This is a genomic window from Virgisporangium aurantiacum, assembly GCF_016863635.1.
In the GTDB taxonomy this organism is placed as follows: domain Bacteria; phylum Actinomycetota; class Actinomycetes; order Mycobacteriales; family Micromonosporaceae; genus Virgisporangium; species Virgisporangium aurantiacum.
Genome location: NZ_BOPG01000009.1, coordinates 359,038 through 379,415 on the forward strand (window position 1 = coordinate 359,038; position 20,378 = coordinate 379,415).

General features: G+C 71.0%; 17 protein-coding genes. 2 read left to right on the forward strand and 15 right to left on the reverse strand.

Features of this window, described 5'->3' with window-relative positions; genetic code table 11:
• Window positions 1–28 precede the first annotated feature (28 nt).
• The 4 genes from Vau01_RS07485 to Vau01_RS07500 are packed head-to-tail and all read right to left on the reverse strand — an operon-like array spanning window position 29 to window position 3,624.
• The gene (locus Vau01_RS07485) at window positions 29–1,258 is read right to left on the reverse strand and encodes a hypothetical protein (protein WP_203988502.1); all 1,230 of its coding nucleotides are present in this window, start codon (window positions 1,256–1,258) and stop codon (window positions 29–31) included.
• 5 nt (window positions 1,259–1,263) lie between these two features.
• A complete protein-coding gene (locus tag Vau01_RS07490) occupies window positions 1,264–1,908 on the reverse strand; it encodes an acetyltransferase (protein WP_203988504.1) in 645 nt (214 codons plus the stop codon).
• Window positions 1,901–2,518 carry a sugar transferase gene (locus tag Vau01_RS07495; RefSeq protein WP_203988506.1) on the reverse strand — a complete coding sequence of 206 codons (618 nt, stop codon included), beginning with the start codon at window positions 2,516–2,518 and terminating at the stop codon, window positions 1,901–1,903. Before Vau01_RS07495 ends, Vau01_RS07490 begins: the two co-directional genes overlap by 8 nt.
• Window positions 2,515–3,624 carry a DegT/DnrJ/EryC1/StrS family aminotransferase gene (locus tag Vau01_RS07500; RefSeq protein WP_308440443.1) on the reverse strand — a complete coding sequence of 370 codons (1,110 nt, stop codon included), beginning with the start codon at window positions 3,622–3,624 and terminating at the stop codon, window positions 2,515–2,517. Before Vau01_RS07500 ends, Vau01_RS07495 begins: the two co-directional genes overlap by 4 nt.
• Window positions 3,625–3,766: 142 nt before the next feature.
• Here Vau01_RS07500 and Vau01_RS07505 point away from each other — a divergent pair, with 142 nt between their 5' ends.
• Entirely contained in the window at window positions 3,767–4,417 is a 651-nt protein-coding gene (locus tag Vau01_RS07505; protein ID WP_239151386.1) for an arsenate reductase/protein-tyrosine-phosphatase family protein, read from the forward strand.
• A gap of 47 nt (window positions 4,418–4,464) precedes the next feature.
• Here Vau01_RS07505 and Vau01_RS07510 read toward each other — a convergent pair whose 3' ends face one another.
• Window positions 4,465–6,042, reverse strand: a complete 1,578-nt coding sequence (locus Vau01_RS07510) for a tyrosine-protein kinase domain-containing protein (protein WP_203988510.1) — start codon at window positions 6,040–6,042, stop codon at window positions 4,465–4,467.
• 173 nt (window positions 6,043–6,215) lie between these two features.
• Between Vau01_RS07510 and Vau01_RS07515 the strand changes: the two genes are divergently transcribed.
• Window positions 6,216–8,015: a nucleoside-diphosphate sugar epimerase/dehydratase gene (locus Vau01_RS07515; protein WP_203988512.1), complete on the forward strand. Its 1,800-nt coding sequence runs from the start codon at window positions 6,216–6,218 to the stop codon at window positions 8,013–8,015.
• A gap of 1,368 nt (window positions 8,016–9,383) precedes the next feature.
• Here Vau01_RS07515 and Vau01_RS07520 read toward each other — a convergent pair.
• Genes Vau01_RS07520 through Vau01_RS07565 form a run of 10 tightly spaced genes read right to left on the reverse strand, consistent with a single transcriptional unit; the run spans window position 9,384 to window position 20,267 of the window.
• Window positions 9,384–10,256 carry a glycosyltransferase family 2 protein gene (locus tag Vau01_RS07520; RefSeq protein ID WP_203988513.1) on the reverse strand — a complete coding sequence of 291 codons (873 nt, stop codon included), beginning with the start codon at window positions 10,254–10,256 and terminating at the stop codon, window positions 9,384–9,386.
• The gene (locus Vau01_RS07525) at window positions 10,253–11,524 is read right to left on the reverse strand and encodes a hypothetical protein (protein WP_203988515.1); all 1,272 of its coding nucleotides are present in this window, start codon (window positions 11,522–11,524) and stop codon (window positions 10,253–10,255) included. The genes Vau01_RS07520 and Vau01_RS07525 overlap by 4 nt, the downstream gene beginning before the upstream one ends.
• Before the next feature lie 3 nt (window positions 11,525–11,527).
• Window positions 11,528–12,670 carry a class I SAM-dependent methyltransferase gene (locus Vau01_RS07530; RefSeq protein WP_203988517.1) on the reverse strand — a complete coding sequence of 381 codons (1,143 nt, stop codon included), beginning with the start codon at window positions 12,668–12,670 and terminating at the stop codon, window positions 11,528–11,530.
• A complete protein-coding gene (locus Vau01_RS07535; RefSeq protein WP_203988520.1) occupies window positions 12,667–13,920 on the reverse strand; it encodes a glycosyltransferase family 4 protein in 1,254 nt (417 codons plus the stop codon). The genes Vau01_RS07530 and Vau01_RS07535 overlap by 4 nt, the downstream gene beginning before the upstream one ends.
• Window positions 13,917–15,044 carry a glycosyltransferase gene (locus Vau01_RS07540; protein ID WP_203988522.1) on the reverse strand — a complete coding sequence of 376 codons (1,128 nt, stop codon included), beginning with the start codon at window positions 15,042–15,044 and terminating at the stop codon, window positions 13,917–13,919. Before Vau01_RS07540 ends, Vau01_RS07535 begins: the two co-directional genes overlap by 4 nt.
• A complete protein-coding gene (gene wecB / locus Vau01_RS07545) occupies window positions 15,044–16,165 on the reverse strand; it encodes a non-hydrolyzing UDP-N-acetylglucosamine 2-epimerase (protein WP_203988524.1) in 1,122 nt (373 codons plus the stop codon). The genes Vau01_RS07540 and wecB overlap by 1 nt, the downstream gene beginning before the upstream one ends.
• Window positions 16,162–17,370 carry a glycosyltransferase family 4 protein gene (locus Vau01_RS07550; protein ID WP_203988526.1) on the reverse strand — a complete coding sequence of 403 codons (1,209 nt, stop codon included), beginning with the start codon at window positions 17,368–17,370 and terminating at the stop codon, window positions 16,162–16,164. Before Vau01_RS07550 ends, wecB begins: the two co-directional genes overlap by 4 nt.
• Window positions 17,367–18,464: a polysaccharide biosynthesis C-terminal domain-containing protein gene (locus Vau01_RS07555; RefSeq protein WP_203988528.1), complete on the reverse strand. Its 1,098-nt coding sequence runs from the start codon at window positions 18,462–18,464 to the stop codon at window positions 17,367–17,369. Before Vau01_RS07555 ends, Vau01_RS07550 begins: the two co-directional genes overlap by 4 nt.
• A complete protein-coding gene (locus Vau01_RS07560; RefSeq protein WP_203988530.1) occupies window positions 18,457–19,194 on the reverse strand; it encodes a class I SAM-dependent methyltransferase in 738 nt (245 codons plus the stop codon). The genes Vau01_RS07555 and Vau01_RS07560 overlap by 8 nt, the downstream gene beginning before the upstream one ends.
• Entirely contained in the window at window positions 19,191–20,267 is a 1,077-nt protein-coding gene (locus Vau01_RS07565; protein ID WP_275423923.1) for a polysaccharide biosynthesis protein, read from the reverse strand. Before Vau01_RS07565 ends, Vau01_RS07560 begins: the two co-directional genes overlap by 4 nt.
• Window positions 20,268–20,378: the final 111 nt, after the last annotated feature.

Sequence of the window (20,378 nt, forward strand, 5' to 3'; positions counted from 1 at the left end):
CACCACTGAGTGTTATCTTTGATCACATTCAGCCGTTCGTCGGAAGTCGACGTTGAGCGTCTGTGTCCGGGCGAGGATTGCTGTGCCTGTCGCCGCTGCGGGTGCCACAGGCGAGGGCCATTGCCAGCACCGCGTACTTGTAGGACTCCCACCCACCCGCGGAATTGATCAAAGACGCCACCATGAACGGCAGTATCAGCGGGAACAGCGCCGATCGGCGCAGCCGCACCACGGCGAGCACCAGCAGCACCCCGAGCGCCGCCACCCCGAAGACCCCGAAGCTGCCCGCCACGTACACCGGCAACGAGTTCGGCAGCACCCCGTCCAGCGTGTCGCGCCAGTAGCTTTCGGAACCGGGGCCGATCCCCGTCCACCACCAGCCGTGGCCGGTCATCGCGTCGAGGATTGCCTGGAGGCTCGTCCAGCGGTCGTTGCGGCCCTGCGTCTGGCCCGACTGGATATTGGCGATCCCGGACGCCAACCGCGCGACGATCTGGTCCTTGAGGCCGGTCGACACCGAGTCGGTGACCCGCACAGACGTGATCTCCAGCCACGCCCACCAGCCGACACCCGTGACGGCGATGATGATCGCCGCCCGCCGCTTGCGCCAGCGGTGGGCCAGCAGCAGGTACGCCGGCACGGCCAGGCCTACGCAGGCGATGGTGGTCGGGCTCTTCGTCAGCACCGCGGCCACGGCGCCGGTGACGACCAGCCACCAGCGACGGCGGTCCATGCCCAGCAGGATCGCCGCCCCCAGGAACGGACCCCAGCCGGACGGCTCGGACAGCAGCCCCTGCAGCCGGGGCGTGCCGTACTGGGTGTGTACCAGCCACCGCAGGCCCACCGTCATACAGGCGAGGTACGCGAGAAACGCCACCGCCAACGCGACGACCAGCACCCGGAGGAACGTCTCGACCAGCAGATGATCATCGTGGAACAGGTGCGCGTACATGATCGCCCAGATCACGTACAGGGCCGCCGACACCCCGAGGGCCAGCGACGGCTGTGCGAGCGGCGAGCCGCCGAGCCACGGCCACACCAGCAGGTACAGCACCGGCAGCGCCAGGGCCACGACGGGCGTGAGCACCGTCCCGACGCCCAGGGATCCGCCGCGGGTTCGCGAAACCAGCACCGGCAGGGCCAGGAACGCGGTGCCGAGCAGCGCCAGTTCGCCGGTGTGCAGGTACACGTTGCCGCCGGTGGGCAGGCGCACGTAGCCGACCATCGAGGGCAGCACGAAGAGCCATACCGCGAGCACACGGGTCACCGTGCGGGCACGCCCTTCACCGTGAGATCGGCCGGCACATCGCGCACGACGCACGCCCCCGCCCCGACGCTCGCGCCGGGACAGACCGAAAGCCCCTGCAGCACCACGGCGTTCGCCCCGATCATCGCCCGCTCGCCGATCGTGCACGAGCCCGACACCGCGGCCTGCGGGTGCACCGACGCGTAGGCGCCGAACACGCAGTCGTGGCCGACGGTGCAGTTCTGGTTGAGGTGGACGTGCCGGCCCAACCGCACGTCGGTGGTCACCCGGGCGCCGGCGAAGACCACCACGCCGGGATCGAGGCTGTTGTCCTCGCCGATGGTCGAGTCCGGGTGGATCAGGGTGGCCGGGGTGAGGTTGTGGATCTCGATCTTCCGGTCGACGGTCGAGCGCACCTGGGGGTCGCCGATGCCGAGGGTGTAGTGGGTGCCGCGCTCCAGCGAGGCCAGCCAGGCCGTGGTGCCGAGGTAGGTGCTGCCGAGCCGGCCGACCCGGGCCATGTCCTGCGCCCGCGGGTAGTCGTCGACGAACCCGAGCACCTTCCAGCGTTCGCCGCCGGGACCGCTGTTGATGGCCTCGACGATCCCGAAGACCTCCCGGCCGTGCCCGCCGCAGCCGATGATCACCAGCGGATCAGACATCGGCCGCCATCCGGCTTCCCCGGAACTCGGCGGCCGTCGCCTCACCGGCCGCGGAGATTCCGTCGCGGCGGAGCACCACGCCGACGGTGGCGCAGAGGATGCGCAGGTCCAGGGCGAACGACGCGTCCTCGACGTACTCGACGTCGAGGGCGAACTTCTCCTCCCACGAGAGCGAGTTGCGGCCGCACACCTGGGCCAGGCCGGTGATTCCGGGCCGCACGTCGTGCCGGCGCGCCTGCTCGGCGGAGTACCGCGGCAGGTAGGCGACCGGCAGCGGGCGCGGGCCGACGATGCTCATGTCGCCGCGCAGCACGTTCCACAGCGACGGCAGTTCGTCGAGGCTCGTCGAGCGGAGGAACCGGCCGAACGGGGTGAGCCGGTCGGCGTCGCTGAGGATGCCGCGCGCCGGGTCGGGCTCGCGCATCGAGCGGAACTTCAGCACGGAGAACGGCTCGCCGCCGCGGCCCGCCCGGTTCTGGCGGAACAGCACCGGGCGTCCCAGCGCGATTGCCACCGCGGCCGCGACCACGAGCAGTACGGGCGCCAGCGCCGCCAACGCGATGGCGGCGAGCACGGCGTCGATCGCGCGCTTTGCCGTAGGCCAGCTCACTGCCGCGCGTCCAAAAAATTTTGGACCGCGGTGAGCACCCGATCCACGTCGACCGGCCCGAGCGACGACCCGCTCGGCAGGGCCAGCCCGGTCTCGAACAGCCGCTGCGCCGCACCGGTGACGTACGAACGCGCCTTCGCGAACACCGGTTGCAGGTGCATGGGTTTCCAGATCGGGCGGGTCTCGATGTCGAGCCCGGCGAGCGACGCGGCGAGTTCCCGCGCCGACCAGCCGGACTCGTCCGGATCCACCACGACCGTGGTGAGCCAGCAGTTCGAGCCGAGGTCGTCGGCGCCGAGCAGGGTCACGCCGGGCACACCGTCGAACAGTTTCGCGTAGCGTTCGCGGATCGCGCGACGGCGGTCGATCATCTCGCCGAGGCGCTTCAGCTGGGCGCGGCCGAGGGCGGCGAGCACGTTGCTGAGGCGGTAGTTGTAGCCGACGTCGGTGTGTTCGTAGTGGACGACGGGCTGGCGCGCCTGCGTCGACAGGTACCGGCAGCGGTCCACCAGGTGCTTCGACTCCGAGAGCAGCGCGCCGCCGCCCGACGTCGTCATGATCTTGTTGCCGTTGAACGAGAACACCGCCGCCGAGCCGAAGGACCCGGCCGGCCGGTCGCCGTAGACGGCGCCGAGCGCCTCCGCGGCGTCCTCCAGAACCGGCACGCCGTACCGGTCGCAGATCGGCAGGATCGCGTCGTAGTCGGCGCAGCGGCCGAAGAGGTCGACCGGAACCACCGCCGACACGTCGTGCTCTTTCAGGGCCTTGGCGAGCAGCGCGGGGTCGAGGTTGCCGGTCGCCGGGTCGCAGTCGACGAAGACCGGTTCGGCACCGGTGTAGACGGCGGCGTTCGCGGTGGCCGCGAACGTCAGCGTCGGCACGATCACTGCCGTTCCCGGTCCGGCGCCGAGCGCGAGCAGGCCCAGGTGCAGCGCCGCGGTTCCGGATGACAGCGCCACGGCGTGCGGCACGCCGGCGCGGTCGGCCAGGTCCCGCTCGAACGCGTCGAGGTCGGGACCCGCGGGAGCGACCCAGCCCGAGGCGAGCGCCTCCGCGACGTAGGCCTGCTCGAGTGCTCCGACGTCCGGTGCGGACAGGAAGATCACGTTTTCTATGCCCTCTCCAGCGCAGACACCAACGGGGACATCGTCTGACGCGGTGGCGCGTTGAACTACCAAATAGGGCAAAATGCCCTCACATGACTACTTCTCGCGGATTCGGCTGACAAACGGCAGGAAGGTGGCAACCGTGACGCAGGACCGGTTCGAGGTGCTCTTCGTCTGCCATGCCAACCTGTGCCGGTCGGCGATGGCGGAGCGGTTGGCCAACCGCACGTTCGCCGACCGGATCGGGGTTCGCGGGTCCCGGTTGACCGTGTCGAGCGCCGGCACCCACGCGCGGGCCGACCTGCCGATGCACGAGACGGCTGCCGGCGTGCTGCGCGAGCGACGCGCCTACGCCGACCGCTTCAGCAGCCGGCTGCTGACCCCGCCGATCCTCGCGACGCCCGACCTGATCCTCACCGCGACCCGCGACCAGCGCGCCGCCTGCATGAACCTGCTGCCCAGCGTGGCCCGGCGGACGTTCACGCTGCGCCAGTTCGCCCGCCTGGCCACCACGGTCGGGACGCTCAGCACCTGGCCCCGGCGCAGCACGACGTTCGCGACCGGTGGCATCGCCCGGGACTCGTCGACCCGTCGCCTGCAGGCGCTGCTCGACGAGATCGCCTCGGTGCGCAACCGGCTCCCGTCGGTGCCGCCCGCCGAGGACGACCTCGCCGACCCGGTGCGCGGCCCGATCGAGGAGTTCCGCGAGTGCGCCGACGAGATCCAGCGCACCATCGACACCCTGACCGAGGTGATCGCCACGCCCGCCCCCGATCTGGCGGCGACCGGCTGACAGCCGGTTTTGTATATACGACGCGCACGGATCGAGCGTCGTTTATATCAATCGGCGTTGAAGGACCGGACCTTCGCGCGGCCGATACCGGCCGGCGGGCCGGTCACCGGGGTCGGGTCGTCCGGGTCCGCTACCGGTGCGGGGCTCACCGGTGACTCGACCGGCTGCGGCGGGCGGGCACCCGCCTCCGGCTCCGGACCCGGGCCGTCCTCCGACGAGCGGTAGACGACCGCCAGCGGCGACCGCGCCGCGGCGGCGGCCTTCGAGTACCAGGGCCGGCCCAGCGGCTCGTACCCGTAGTAGGCGTACCCGGCCTCGCCCTTGCGCGGCGTCATGTTCAGGACGCAGCCCAGCACCTTGGCGTCGACCGCGGCCAGCGCCTCGGTGGCCGACCGCACCTGGTTCGCCGACGTCTTCCCGCACCGGAACACCAGCACCGTGCCGTCGACCAGGGTGGCGGCCAGCGCCCCGTCGGTGACCGGCAGCAGCGGCGGCGTGTCGACGATGACCATGTCGAAGCCGTCCCGCAGCGATCCGAGCAGGGCGGCCATGTTCCGGGATCCGAGCAGCTCGCTCGGGTTCGGTGGCACGGAGCCGCTCGGCAGCACGTAGACGCCGCTCGTGCCCCACTCCTGCAGCGCGTCACCGATCGTGGCCTGCCCGGCCAGCACGTTGGTGACCCCGATCGTGCCGTCGACCCCGAGGTACTCGGCCAGCCGCGGCCGGCGCAGGTCGGCGTCGACCAGCACCACCCGCTTGCCCGCCTCGGCGAACACGATCGCCAGGTTGCAGGCGGTGGTCGACTTGCCCTCGCCCGGCACCGCGCTGGTGACGACCAGCGTGCGCGCCGGCTCGTCGACGTTCACGAACTGCAGGTTGGTGCGCAGCTGCCGGAGGGCCTCGGCCCGGACGGACCCGGCGCTGCCGGCGACGATCAGCGGCGCCCGCCGGGCCCGGCTGTCGGCCGGCACCGACGAGAGCACCGGTGACCCGGTGAGCTCGGCGAGCGCGCTGGCGGTCTTCACGCTGGTGTCGAGCACCTCGCGCAGCACCGCCCCGCCGACACCGAGCAGCAGCCCGACGGCCAGGCCGAGCGCGGTGTTGCGCACCGGCTGCGGCGACACGGGCTCGTCGGCGAGGGTCGGGCCGGCGACCACCTCCACCCACACGGTCGGCGACGTGCTGCCGGGCGGCGTCTCCAGCGTCCGCACGAGGTCGACGAACGCGTCGGCCACCGCGCGGGTGAGCATCACCGCCCGGTTGCGGTTCCGGTCGGTCACGGTCGCCTGCAACAGGACCGTGTCCGGGACGGGCGTGGCGGTGATCGCGTTCTGCACCCGCGTCGCCGACCGGGCGGCCGGCTCCCGGCCGACCACCACCCGCGCCAACCGGTCGCTGGTGAGCAGGTCGGCGTAGGACTTGATGCGCTGCTGGGAGAACAGGCTGCCCTGATACGCGTCGGACACGCCCTTGGTCTGCGTGCCCACGAAGAACGTGACCGAGGCGGCGTATTCGGGTGGCGTCATCGCGGTGACGCCGACCCCGGCGCCGATCCCGAGCACGACCGCCGTCACCACCATCCACCACTGCCGGCGTACGGCACGCAGGTAGTCACGGACATCCATCGGCGGCACCTCTCCCCGAAGGCGGTTGCTTTGTCCGAATGAACACTATATGGGAGCGGTCTGCCGCGAACGCCCTTCACGAGTACTAAGCGTCGGTTAGACCTGAATAGCACTGATCGCACGAAGGGCTCATGTCTTGCAACGGGGGATGTATGCAGCTTCCGACGACAACCATGCCGCAGCACCGAAACCGGATCCGGGTCGTGCTCACGTGGGCGGTGGACGCCGTCGCGTGGAGCATCGGGCTGACCGTCGCGGTGCTCGCCCGCTTCGAATGGGACCTCACCCAGCAGCGGCTCGCCGGTACCGCCGCGATGATCGTGCTCGCGATCGGCGGGCACACGATGCTCGGTCACATGCACTTCCTCTACCGGGGCCGCTACGGCTTCGGCACGTTCGAGGAGGTCCGCGCGGTGACCGTCACGGTCCTGGTGTGCGCCGCGGCGATGATGACGGTCGCCCTGCTCGCCACCACCCGCCCCGTACCCCTGAGCGCCGTCGTGGTGGGCAGTCCGCTCACGCTCGTCCTCATGCTCGGGATCAGGTACGTGCGGCGCCTGCACCGGCAGCGGATCCGGCGCCCCGACGCGCGCACGGCCGCACCCGTCCTCCTGTTCGGTGCCGGTGACGCCGGGCAGCAACTCATCCGGTCGATGCTCGGCGACCCGAACTGCCGCTACGTGCCCGTCGGGGTGCTCGACGACGATCCGGCCAAGCGCCACCTGCGCGTCGCGGGTGTGAGCGTGCTCGGTACCCGCCACGACATCCCGAAAGCAGCGGCGGAGACGGGCGCCGCGACGGTGATCTTCGCGGTCTCGAACGCCGACGGTGCCCTGGTGCGCGACGTGCAGGCCCTGGCGCAGCGGGCCGGCGTGAAGTTCAAGGTGCTGCCGTCGGTGAGCGAACTCCTCGACGGCCGGGTGAGCGTCGGCGACGTGCGCGACGTGCAGATCACCGACATCCTCGGCCGGCACCAGATCGAGACCGACCTCGACGCGATCGCGGGCTACCTGACCGGCAAGCGCGTGCTGGTGACCGGTGCGGGCGGGTCGATCGGCTCCGAGTTGTGCCGGCAGATCCACCGGTTCGCGCCGGCCGAGCTCATGATGCTCGACCGCGACGAGTCGGCGCTGCACGCGGTCCAATTGTCTTTGCACGGCCGTGCGCTTCTCGATGGCCGCGACCTGATCCTCGCCGACCTCCGCGACACCGCGGCCATCCGCCGGATCCTCGCCGAGCGACGCCCGCAGGTGATCTTCCACGCGGCCGCGTTGAAACACCTCGCGCTGCTGGAGAGCCACCCCGGCGAGGCCGTGAAGAGCAACGTCTGGGGGACGCAGACGATGCTGGAGCACGCGCACGGCGTGGAACGGTTCGTCAACATCTCCACCGACAAGGCGGCGAACCCGACCAGCGTGCTCGGCTACACGAAACGGATCACCGAACGGCTCACCGCGCACGCGAGCACCCGCCACACGGGCACCTTCCTCAACGTCCGGTTCGGCAATGTGCTCGGCAGCCGCGGCTCGGTGCTCACGGCGTTCACCGCGCAGATCGCCAGCGGCGGACCGGTCACGGTGACCGACCCCGAGGTGACCCGCTACTTCATGACCGTCCAGGAGGCGGTGCAACTGGTGATCCAGGCCGCCGCCATCGGCCGCGACGGCGAGGCGCTGGTGCTGGAGATGGGCAAGCCGGTACGGATCGCCGACGTCGCGCGGCAGCTGATCGAGCAGGCTCCGCGCCCGGTCGAGATCGTCTACACCGGGCTGCGGGCGGGCGAGAAGCTGCACGAGGAGCTGTTCGGCGCCGGCGAACGCGACGTGCGGCCGCTGCACCAGCTGATCTCGCAGGTGGAGGTGCCGCCGCTCGACCCGGGCAAGGTCGAGTACCTCGACCCGGACGGCGATCCGGCCCAGCTGGTGGTGGACCTGGCCGCGCTGTGCGACGTCTCGGCGTTCGTCCACGCCTGACGCCCGACGACAACCCCAATGGGGGACTTGTACCTTTTGGGGAGTTCGCCGAACCGCCGCGACCGACGATGTCTGCGTGGGTGCTACGGCAAGGACGATCCGCACCGACGCTCATCGTGAAAGACACGCCCGTGCGGTGACACCCGCAGCAGGCATCGTCGGCTTACTGACCGTCGCGGCGCTGGGCCCCTACACACCGGTCACGGGCGTCCGCACCGAACAGATCGCTGTCTACGCCACGTTCGGATTCGGGCTGCTGCGGCTGAACTGGATCCGCGGCCGGGCGCCGGCCCGGCTCATCGTGCCCGCGGTGCTCATGGCGGCCCTCGCGTTCATCGCGATCGTCGGCAGTGTCGACCGCGCGCCGAACCTGACCGGTTTCGTGTCGGGTGGCCTCATCGCGGGGCTGGACAACGTACTCCTCCCCGTGGCGACGATCGGTGCCGTCTGGTTCGTGACAACGCGCTGTTCGAATCTGAACCAGTCATTGCTGGTCGTGTGCCGGATCGTGGTGTGGGCGGCGGTCGTCAACACGGTCGCGGCGACCATGTCGATCACGATGGATCTCACGCCGGTACTCGCGCGCTTCTGGGAAAACGGGTCAGCGCAGGCCGTCGCGGAACGGGCGGCTCAACTCGGTCGATTCACCGGCATCTTCAATCAGCCGGCCGAAGCGGGGTTGTTCTACGGCATTGCGCTGATCGTCGCGGTGTTCCTCTACCGCGCCAACACCGTGCGACTTGCCTTCGTCACGCCGGTGATCCTGGCTGGTGGCGTCCTCACCGTCTCGAAGGTGTTCCTTCTCGTCGGCCTTCCGATTGGACTGTTCCAGCTGCTGCGTACCCGGGGACGGCGTGCCCTGCGGCTGGTCGGGGTGGGCGCGACCGTTTTGATCGGCTCACTTGCGGCGGTCGTCTGGTCGGAGACCCGCTGGACCGGTGGCACCTATCTGGCTCGACTGTTCGTTCCACCGGCAGGCGGCAGCAGCGCGGTCGACCTGTACACCGCCGGCCGGCTGGGGGACGACTCGACGCTGCGGGCACTGGTGGAGTCGGTGCTCGACGCGGCGCCGTCGTTTGGAGTCGGTGTGCAAGGGCTCGCGGTGGCGTACGACAACGGCTGGGTCGAGGCGCTGGTGGTCGGCGGCCTGGTCGGCGCGGTCGTCTATTCGCTGGTGCTCAGCTACCTGTTGGTCGTGTGGCGACTCGGCCCGGACGGTTCGGCCACCGACCTGCTGGGCGGGCTCGCACTCTTGCTCCTTGGCGCCTCGATGGGGTTGCCGGCCCTTACCGCCAACCGGGTCGCGACGATCGTATGGATCCTGATCGCGTTGTTGTTGGCCCGCCCTCAGGTCCGTTCGGGTGCTGCTCACCAGCGGATGACGCGGCCGGCCAACGGTTCGTCGGCGCGCGGGCCCTCGGCCCGGGCCGGCTTGCGGATCCAGGCGTGGGCCAGGGCCAGCACCCCCAGCCGGGACACGCTGAAGTTCCCGCGCCGGACGGCGTCGCCCACGGCGAGCCGCGGCAGCGCCAGCACGCTACCGAGCCAGGACAGGATCGCCGACACGGGGCCGAAGTTGGCCCGAGCCAACCAGACGCGGTTGCGGATCGAGTAGTACGTCCACCGTGGACCGGTGATGACCTGCGACCGGTGGTGCACCGCCGCCGCGTCGCCGCAGCAGACCACGCGCCAACCGGCGCGGCGGGCGCGCACGCACAGGTCGGCGTCCTCGCCGCCGAGGAAGAACGAGCCGTCCATGCCGACCGTCTCGACGACCTCGCGCCGGATGAACATCACCGCACCGGTGACCCACTCGCACTCGACCGGAGCCGGGCCCGGCTCGACGAGCACCAGCGGCGCGCGCCGCCACCGCGACAGTCGAGCGGCACCGGACTGCAGCGTGCCGTCGGAGTACCGCAGCACCGGCGCGACGATCCCGGTGTCCGATGTGGACAGCAGGACGTCGAGGCAGCGCCGGTAGGCGGCGTACGGCAACTCGATGTCGGTGTTGAGCAACAGGTAGGCGTCCGAAGCGCGCCCCCGGACGGCGAGCGTGAACGCCGAACCGTAGCCGAGGTTCCGGTCCGCCACCATCCAGTCCACAGTGGACGGAAGGCCGGCGGGCCGGGCCCGGCCGTCGTTCGCCACCACGACGATCTCGTCGGCGTACCCGTCGATGCGGCGGGTGAGGTCGACGGTCGGCTCGACCGGTCCGTAGTGCACGACCACCGCCGTGATCATCTGACTCCCACCAACTCGGGCGGCGCGGGCGCCGGCACCGGCCGGCGGAGCGCGCGCAGGAACGAGACGGACGAGACGGCGTAACCCGCGAGCGGCGCCAGCCCCAGCACCGCGACGGGCAACGCGAGCCACCACACGACGAGGAACCCGGTCACCACGGTCAGCAGCCCGGGGAGCCGACCGCGCAGCAGGGTGGCCGCGGTGCGACGCCGCAGCACCTCATGGACGAGCAGATAGTCCACCGACTGCACGACCCCGGCCAGGCACAGCACGGTGACGATCGGCCCCGCCGGCGCGAACGTCGACCCGTAGACCGCCGGCACCCACACCAGACTCGACACACCGAGGGGCACGGCGATCAGGCCGGCGTTGGTGAGCGCGTGCCGGAGTTCGTCGCGCAGGCCGCTCTGCCCGCCGCTCTGCCCGCCAGTGAGCCGGCCCGACCGGTTGGCGAACCGGTACATGCCGCTCGCCTGGCCCATCGCCAGCACGGCCGCCTGCGCGGCGACGCCGACCGCGTAGAACGCCACGGTGGTGTGCGGGAACAGGGCGGCGACCGCGATGAGGTCGAAGCGGTACTGCACCTGCGTGGCGAAGTTCGCCGGGAACAGGTGCCATGTGCGGGCGGTGAGCCCCGTGCCCTTGGCACCGCGCACCCGGCGCGACGCGCCGGAACCCTGGAGCCGGCGCGGCGCACCGGAACCCTGGAGCCGGCGCAGCGCGACCGCCGCCCAGCCGACGGCGACCACCGCCTGGCTGCCGGCGATGGCGAGCAGCCAGTGTGCCGCGGTGCGGTCGCCGGTCGCCAGCAGCGCGGCGATCGCCGTGAACGCCGCGGCCTGCGGCGCCAGCCGGGCGAGGTTGAACTGGGCGCCCATCCGGCCGGCCCGCTGGGCGAGCGCCGGCCCGATCGCACCCACCTGGTTGGCGACCACGACGAGCACCGTCGCCACCACCAGCAACGGCGCGGGATGCAGCGTCGCGGCCAGGACGGCCACCACCACGAGCGCGGCCGTCAGCGTCGACGCGAGCGCGGTGACGACGGCCGGAAGGCGGTGCCGCCGGTCGAGCACGAGCGCCTGCGGCAGCCCGCCGATCGCCAGGATCGCCACCCCGGCACCCCAGGCCTGCCAGGTGACGTACTCGCCGCGCCCCTGCGGCGCGAGCGCACGCGAGATGCACACGCTCGACAGCACGCCGCTCAGCAGCAACGCCCCGTTCGCCGCGAGCGTCGGCAGGCGACCGCCGGCCAGGCCTCTGAGGTGCATGAGCTATTCGGAGACGCGCCCGGCATCCGGTGCGGCGGAACGGGCCGCTGAACGGTGCGCGCCGACGGCGGCCGAGCGGGTCGCGCCGGCGCCGGCCGCCGAGCGGGTCGCGCCGCCGTCAGCCGCCGACCGGGTCGCGCCGCCGTCGGCCGCCGAGCGGGCCGCGCCGCCGTCGGCCGCCGAGCGGGCCGCGCCGGCCTCGACCGGTTGTGGCCGGAACGCCACCCCGAGGGTCGGCGCGTCTTTCCCGGCGGGCTCCGGTAGCGCCCGGAACGGCTGCTGCAGGCCGCTGTTCAGGAACCGGCAGACCCGGTTCCGCGTCCGCCAGCCGAGCCCGCGGACCCGCCGCACCGCCGCCGACGGCCGGCCGTCGGCGGTGAGCAGCGGCTGCCAGGTGCGCGCCGGCGCCCGCCCGTACCGAGGTGCGTCGAGGAACGTGGCGTCGCATCCGGCGCGCCGCGCGACTTCGCGGATCGCGGTGGACCCGAACCAGAGCAGATGCACGGGCGGGAGGTCGGTGTCCCAGATCGCGTCGGCCGGGCTGGCGTCGCGGTTCGGGGTCGTCACGACGACGGACCCGCCCGGACGGAGATACGTCATCGCGTCGCGCAGGAACCCGACCGGGTCCGGCACATGCTCGATGATCTCCAGGGCGAGGACCAGGTCGGCACCGGCGAGGTCCAGCTCCGCGGTGGTCGCGAACCAGTCGTCGTGGCCGAACCGCCGGCGGGCGCGGTCGACCACCGTCTGCGAGAGGTCGACGCCGAGGCACGTGTACCCGGCCCGGCGCAGCGCGTACGTCAGGTAGCCCTCGCCGCAGCCGAGGTCGACCACCACCGCGTCGCGGGGCAGCAGCCGCACCGCGTCGGCGGCGAAGCGGTACGGCAGTTCGGCCCCGGCGAGGAGGTCGAGCGGTTCCGGGCTGCGGGTGACCGCACCGGCGTAGCGGGCGTACCGGTCGTACCCCGGCAGCACGGCCGCGTGCCGGTAGATGGACTCGTACAACGTCTCCGGAACGTCGAGCCGGTCGGCGTAGCGCAGCCGGCACCGTCCACATTCGACGATCGCGACCCGGTAACCCTCGACGTAGCCGTCGAAGCGGCCCGAGACCACCTCGCCCGGTTCCCCGCAGGTGGGGCAGTTCACTCGACTCCCGCTTTCAGGCTCTCGTAGCCGCTGCCCAGCAGCTTCTCGTAGACGCCGAGGTACAGGTCGAGCGTCGCGTCGGCGGAGAACCGGTCGAGGCACCGGCGGCGGGCCTGGCGGCTGGCCGCCTCGCCGTCGACGAGCAGTTGCCGGACGCGCTTGGCCACCTCGGCGCTGACGTCCTCGTCGGCGCCCTGCGGAACCCGCCAGCCGGTGACGCCGTCGACCACGGTCTCGCGGGAACCGGCCGAGTCGGTGGCGACCACCGGCAGCCCGCTGGCCATCGCCTCCAGCACCGACATGCCCAGCCCCTCCTCGTGCGACGTCTGCACGAACACCGACGCGCCCTGGTACAACTCGGCGAGGCCGGCGTCGGGAACGTCCGTGCGGACGTCGATCCGTTGGGTGAGCTTCAGATCCTCGATGAGCTCCCGGTTGACGGGCAGCAGCGGGCCCTTGCCGGCGAGCACCAACCGCGGGGCCGGCTCCGCCTCGGCGCACAGCACTGCGTACGCGCGGATGAGCCGGTCCAGCCCCTTCCGGGGATCGCCGAGCCGGCACACCGACAGTAAGTACCCGTCCTTCCGCCAGCCGTCGAACGGCGGCAGGAACCGCGTGGTGTCGACGCCGGGCGGCGCCTTGACGACCTGCTGCTGCCCGGTCTCCGCGACCGCGGCGACCATCGCGTCGTTCTCGACGAGCACCGCACTTGCCTTCTTCGTCGCCGACTTCTCGAGCCGGGTCGTGATCGCCGTCATCGCCTGCCTCCAGGTTCGTAGCGGCCGGCCGACCGCCGAGAGTTGAACAGCCCGTTCCCAGGCCGCCCACGTGGCCACCTGCACCACGACCGGACGACCGACCCGATCTGCCACCCCCGCCCAGGCCGCGGTGCCGCACACGACCTGGATCAGGTCGTACTCGCGCAGCACGCGGGTCAGCCCGGTTCGGGGGCGGTACCGCATGAACTCGATCTCCACCGCATTCGCGCCCCAGTGGAATGTGGACGGGTCTCTCGTCGCCTCACTCGGCGACAGATCAGCAGCAGTATCCGCCACGCGTAAATCGCGTCGACGCCAGGTACCCGGCACGGCGAGCCGGCGGCTGTTCGGGTCGCGGCTCCAGGTCGCCAGGTCGTGAATGTCCACTGTGTACCGACCGGTGGCGGTGAGGCCGGCGCGCAACCATCGCGCGACCGCGGGCACGCCGCCACCGGTGTGGAACCCGTGCGTGACGATCGCGACCCGCCTCATGACGACTCGCCGACCACGTGGTCGAGGATGTTCACGTCGCGCGTCCCGGCGCGCCAACTGCGGTAGGCCTCCCCCGCCGCGACCCGGCGCCGGGCCCGCTCGACGGATCCCTCGGCGGCCAGCCGCTGCAACGCCGTCCGCAACCCGTTGACGCTGAGGTCGGACACGACCGTGCCGCCGCCGGTCTTCAACACTTCGGTCCACGGCGTCTCGGCCGAGCACACCACCGGACACGACACCGACAGGCTCTCCGCGATGACGTGCCCGAAGTTCTCGCCCCGGGTGGGGAACACGAACGCGTCGTAGCTCGCGAACGTGTCCCGTACCCGGTCCGGGTGCACCTCGCCGTGGTAGGTGATCCGCGCGTTGGGCGGCATGTCGCGGATGATCGACCGGCACTCGGCCCAGTACCGCTCGTCCTCGACCGGTCCGTAGATGTCGAAGACGAACGGCGACACCACCCGGCTCAGCGCGCACAGCGCGAGGTCGAGGTTCTTCTTCGCCGTGATGCGGCTGATGAACACCAGCCGGATCGGTCCGGTGTTCACTGTGGACGGTAGTTCGGGCTCGTCCGGCAGTGCCGTCTGGTTCTCGTTGATCTCGACGGACGCCCACGGGCACACCGACCTGATGTCGCCGGCCTCCATCGGCGTCGACGCGTGCCAGATCACCGCCATGTCCCGCAGCACCGCGCTCCACCACCTCAGGAACAGCCGCTTCTTGGTCGCCTTCAACGCGAGCGCGCCCGGCGACAGCTCGCCGCGCGGCGCGATCAGCACCCGGTCGGCGCCGATGAGCCCGACCCGCACGGCGAGCACCGGCAGGATCGTGAACATCGGCGCGAACAGGCTGTTGACGTACAGGAGGTCGAAGCGCTGCCGGCGCAACTCGCGAAGCAGCCCGAACCACTGCCGCAGGCTCCGCGTGCCGAGATAGAACACGTTCGCGCCGCCGCGGCGCAGCCACCGGCCGCTCAGTCCGTCATACGGTTCCACACCGCCGTGGTCGCGGTCGCGCGTCACCAGCGCCACACCGATCCGGTCGGAGACGGTGTCGACGATGCGCGCGATCGACCGCACCGGCCCGCCGCCGCGGAACCCGGGCTCGAACACCTGCGAGGTCATCAGGACGCGATACATGGCCGGATTCCCGCCCACTCGTGGTGCCGGCGGACCGTCGACAGGATGAAGTTCGCGACCCGGCTCGACGTGTCCCGTACCTGGTACTCGGGCGAACACGTGACCCGGTGCAGTTCCGACTCGACGGCCACCGACACCGCCTCGACGACGCCGTCGGCGTCCAGCCCGGTCATCAGGATCGAACCGGTGTCGAGCGACTCCGGTCGTTCGATCGAGTCGCGCAGGGTCAGCGCGGGGAAGCCGAGGATCGCCGACTCCTCGCTGATCGTGCCGCTGTCCGACAGCACGCACCGGGCCTGCGTCTGCAGCCGCACGTAGTCGAAGAAGCCGAACGGCTCGTGGAAGTCGACGCCGTCCATCTCGAAGGTGCCGCCGAGTCGCTGACGCGTCCGCGGATGCGTCGAGACCAGCACCGGCAGGCCGAACTCCGTCCGCACCGCCTTGAGGCAGTCCAGGAGCAGCGCGAGCCGCGCGGGATCGTCGACGTTCTCCTCGCGGTGCGCGCTCACCAGGAAGTAGCCGCCGGGCGTCAGGTCGAGCCGCTCCACGACGTCGGACGCGTCGATGTTGGGCAGGAAGTGTTCGAGCACCTCGCGCATCGGCGAGCCGGTGTGCAGGATCCGCCGCGGATGGATGCCCTCGGCGAGGAGGTTGCGCCGCGCGTGCTCGGTGTAGACGAGGTTGAAGTCGCTGACGTGGTCGACCAGGCGCCGGTTCGTCTCCTCGGGCACGTTCTGGTCGAAGCACCGGTTGCCGGCCTCCATGTGGTACACCGGCACCTTCATCCGCCGGGCGATCAGCGCGGCGATGCAGCTGTTCGTGTCGCCGAGCACCAGCAGGGCATCCGGGCGGTAGTCGTGGATCGCCTGCTCCACGCCGGTCAGCACGCCGCCGAGCACGCGCCCGAGCGAACTGGTGTCGACGCCGAGAAACCGTTCCGGGGAACGGATTTCGAGCTCCTTGAAGAACACGTCGCTGAGCATCGGGTCCCAGTTCTGGCCCGTGTGCACGAGGATGTGGTCGAGCGTGCGGTCCAACCGGTCGATCACGCGCGACAGCCGGATGATCTCCGGCCGGGTTCCGACGACGGTCATCACACGGGTCACGAGACAGCCTCCAGCATCTCCTCGATGGCATCGACGCCGGCCTTCAGAGACATCCGCGTCCGGTAGGTCTCGACGGCCCGCCGGCTCATCTCGGCCCGCTCGGCCGGCGGCAGCTTCGCCGCCTGGCGCATCCGGTCGGCCAGCGCGCGCCAGTCCTCCGGCGGGCACGCCAACCCGACGCCCTCCCGCTCGACCAGTTCGGCGCAGTCCCCCGGCACCGACACCAGCACCGGCGATCCGCACGCGAGCGCCGCCTGCAGCTTCGACGGGATGGTGCCGCGGAACATCGGCAGGTCCCGCAGCGTCACCAGTTGGAAGTCGGCGGCGGCGTAGAGCGCGGCCATCTCCTCGGCCGGCCGGCGGCCGAGGAATCTCACGTTGTCGGCCTTGAGGTCCGCGGCCATCGCGCGCGCCGCGTCCTCGTCGATACCGGACCCGACGAGCACGAGATCGGCGACGTCGGACACCGCCGCGGCGGCGCACACCGAGTCACCGACGTTCTGGAACGGACCCATCGCGCCCGCGTACATGAACGTGCAGCGCCGCCGGCGTCCGATATCGGCATTTGCCGTGACCGGCCGGAACAATGACTCGTTGGCCCAGTTGAGCACCACCCGGATCTTTTCCGGCCGCGCGCCGCGCGCGACCAGGAGGTCGCGCATCGACGGCGCGATCACCGCGATCGCCGACGCGGTGCGGTAGATCTGGTTGGTCGCGGCGGTCAGCGCGCGGTGGATCGCGCGGCCGGCGAGGCCGCGCGGGGCCAGCGGGGACGCGGTGACCGAGTCGGGCCACACGTCCTGCACGTGGATCACCGACGGAATCCCGTGCAGTGCCTTGAGAAGTGCGGGCGCGGCGAACGCGGTGGCCGGCGTCAGGTAGACGTACACCGCGTCGGCGCCGTTGAGAAACGTCGTCGCGGCGACGGCGCTGGTGGCCGCGAACGACAGGTAGTTCGCCGCCCGCTTGAGCCCCGACGAGTCGTGGCTGGTGTACAGCGGCACGCGCCGCACCGTCACCCCGTTATGTGACTCCACAGTGGACCAGCGCTGCCGGTACCCCTCGTACAGCGCGCCGCCCGGGTAGTTCGGGAACCCGGTCAGCACCCGGACGGTGTGCCCGCGGGCGGTCAGTTCGGCGGCCAGGTCGGCCGGAATGTTCGGCGGCTCCGGCGGATACCACTGGCTGACGATGCCTATCTTCACGGCGACACCCGCTCGGGATAGGTGTCCGGCCGCGCCGGGTCGAAGATCTCGTTGGTCCAGAACAGCGTCAGCAGGTCGTCGGTGCCGACGTTGGTGATGTTGTGGACCCACATCGTCGGCATGTCGACCACCGCGGGCTCGTCGCCGGTGACGCGGAACATCGTGACGTCGTCGTGCAGCACCCGCCGCAGCCGGATCTCGGCTTCACCCTTGACCACCACGAAGCGCTCCACTTTGGACAGATGGAAGTGCTCGCCCCGCGTGACGCCCGGCCGGGTCGTCGAGAAGAACGCCTGCCCGCCACCGCCGTGCGACTTGACCGCCTCGACCAGCCCGCCGCGCGTGTCTTCGTGCCTCGGCAGCGGCATCGGGTAGTGCGCGGGGAAGCAGTGCGAGCGGTAGGTGTTGAACAGCTTCAGCCCGAACGGGCCGTCGAGGGCGGGGATCTCCGTCCTCCGGTAGGTCTCCGCGTAGCCGCTCAGCGTGTCCTTGAGGTCGAGCACCGATCGGCGGCCGGGTACGAGGTCCGCCTCCGGGAGGCCGAGGAGCGCCCGCGCAGCGTCCTGCACGTACACGAGGTCCAGGATCCTGTCCTCCTGTACCTGCGGGGTGCCGCCGTCGGCCAGGGTGCGGCAGAACGTGGCGACCACCGAGTTGTAGTGCGGCCGGCCGTGCTCGCCGAACAGGTTCGGCAGCTTGACGTCCACGAACTGCGAGCCGCACCAGCGGGTGGCGTCCTCCATCGTCGCGGCGGCGGCGGCCTTCGAGTCGCCGTAGGGAGTTCCGTTGCCGGCCTGGGTCGAGTTCGCGAACACGACGGTCTTCGGCGGGGTCGCGCACTGCTGTATCGCGGTGGCGAGCGCCTGCGCGGCCGTCTCGTTGCCCTCTTTCACCTCGGCCGGCGTGCCCCGGTTCACCCCGGCGACGTGCAGCACGCGGTCGGCGCCGTCGAGGATCCCCGCCAGCCGTGCCGGTTGGGTGAGATCGCCACGGCTCAACAGCTTCGGCGCGGGGAGCCCGAGCGCGCGGGCGAGCACGCGGGTGTGCCACCCGAGGAACCCGGACCCTCCACTGAGGACGATCGAGTTACCCATAGGGACGCCAGAGGAACGTGCGGATGGTCTCGCCGCGGTGGTAGAGCGGGGCGGGCGCGGGGACGCACAGCACCTCCGTCACGTGCCGGCAGCTGAACGGCGCCTGCCGGATGTCCACCCAGGAACCGCTGTCGAGCCGGGTGTCCGGCCCGTGCGGCTTGTCGACGTTCGGTTCGGACGCCAGCTCCGGCGCCGGCCAGTGCTCGGTGATGAGCACCGCCGGGAAGTGCCGGCACTGCCACAGGATCCGGTCGATCTGTTCGTTCGACAGGTGCTGGAACACCTGCCGCACCAGGCACAGGTCGCCCTCGGGGAGTTCCGCGGCGGTCGCGTCGAGGCGGCGGAAGTCGACGCTGTCGCTTCCGTACAACGCGCGGTTGCGCTCGATGAGCGCGGGCACGACGTCCAGCCCGATGTACTCGTAGGCGCTGTCGACGAACGCCGACGCCACCTCGAAGTCGCCGCATCCGACGTCGACCACGCACAGCGGGCCGTTGATGTCGAGCAGTTCCCGCACGTAGGAGGCGTAGCTTTCGGCGGCCCAGCCGCGCGAGCCCGTCCCGGAGTTGAAGCCCGGCCCGCCGCCACCCCACCGGCCGTTGGCGTAGACGTCGGCGAAGACCTCCTCCACCGAGCGCCGGCTGTTGCGGCTACGCATCGAGCGCAGCCGCCGGGCGTTGATCCATTTGCGCGCGCTCTCCGGGAGATACCGCTTCGCTTCGGTGATCATGCCGCCAACTCCAACTGCGCCCGGATCTCCGGCAGCGTCCTGAGAAGATCGATGATCTCGGGGACGCCCAACCGCCGCGCTGTCGACGACGTGAAGTCGAACAGCCGGTCCTTTGTGGACTCACCCTCGTCGAAGTAGAGCGAGTAGTTCAGGTCGCGGCTGTCGATCGGGATGCGGTAGAAGTCGCCGAGGTCGTCGGCGTGGGCCAGTTCCTCGCGGCTGGCGAGCGTCTCCGCCATCTTCTCGCCGTGCCGCACGCCGAGCAGCTTCAGTTTCGGCTCGACGTCGAACAGCGTGGCCACGGCCACCGCCAGGTCGCCGATCGTGCTCGCGGGTGCCTTGTGCACGAAGATGTCGCCCGGTCTTCCGCGCATGAACGCGTGCTCCACCAGTTGCACCGACTCGGCGAGCGTCATGAGGAACCGGGTCATCGCCGGTTCGGTGACGGTGAGCGGCCGGCCACCCCGCAACTGCTCGATGAACAGCGGGATCACCGAGCCACGCGAACACATCACGTTGCCGTAGCGCACGCAGCAGACACTCGTGTGGGCGCCGGGGTTGTTGCGGGCGTGTGCCTGCGCGACCTTCTCCATCAGCGCCTTGGTCATGCCCATCGCGTTCACCGGCTGCACGGCCTTGTCGGTGCTCAGGAAGACCAGCTTTCCGACGCCGTTGCGCTCGCACGCGTCGATCACGTTGGCGCTGCCGAGAACGTTGGTCTGCAGGGCTTCCAGCGGGAAGAACTCGCACGACGGCACCTGCTTGAGCGCGGCGGCGTGGAACACGTAGCCGATGTCGCGGGTGGCGCGGAACAGTGCCTCGCGGTCGCGCACGTCGCCGACGTAGAACCGCACCCGGTCGTCGCCGAGGTGCCGGCGCATGTCGTCCTGCTTCGCCTCGTCGCGGCTGAACACGCGGACCTCCGCGGCGCCCGCCGCGATCAGTCGCGCGACCATGGTCCGGCCGAACGAACCGGTGCCACCGGTGACGAGGAAGCGACCTCCGGCAAGCCCGGCCCGCGAAGCTTCGCCCTGCGGCCCGGGCAAGCCACCGACAAGCGTTGGGGATCCCACGATTCCTCCCGTCTGCCACCGCTTCACGGCGGCGGGATGGAGTGATCGGACGAGCTTCACGTTACACACGCAAAAGCGACTTAAACGTAGCTTTCGTACTAAAGCGCATAA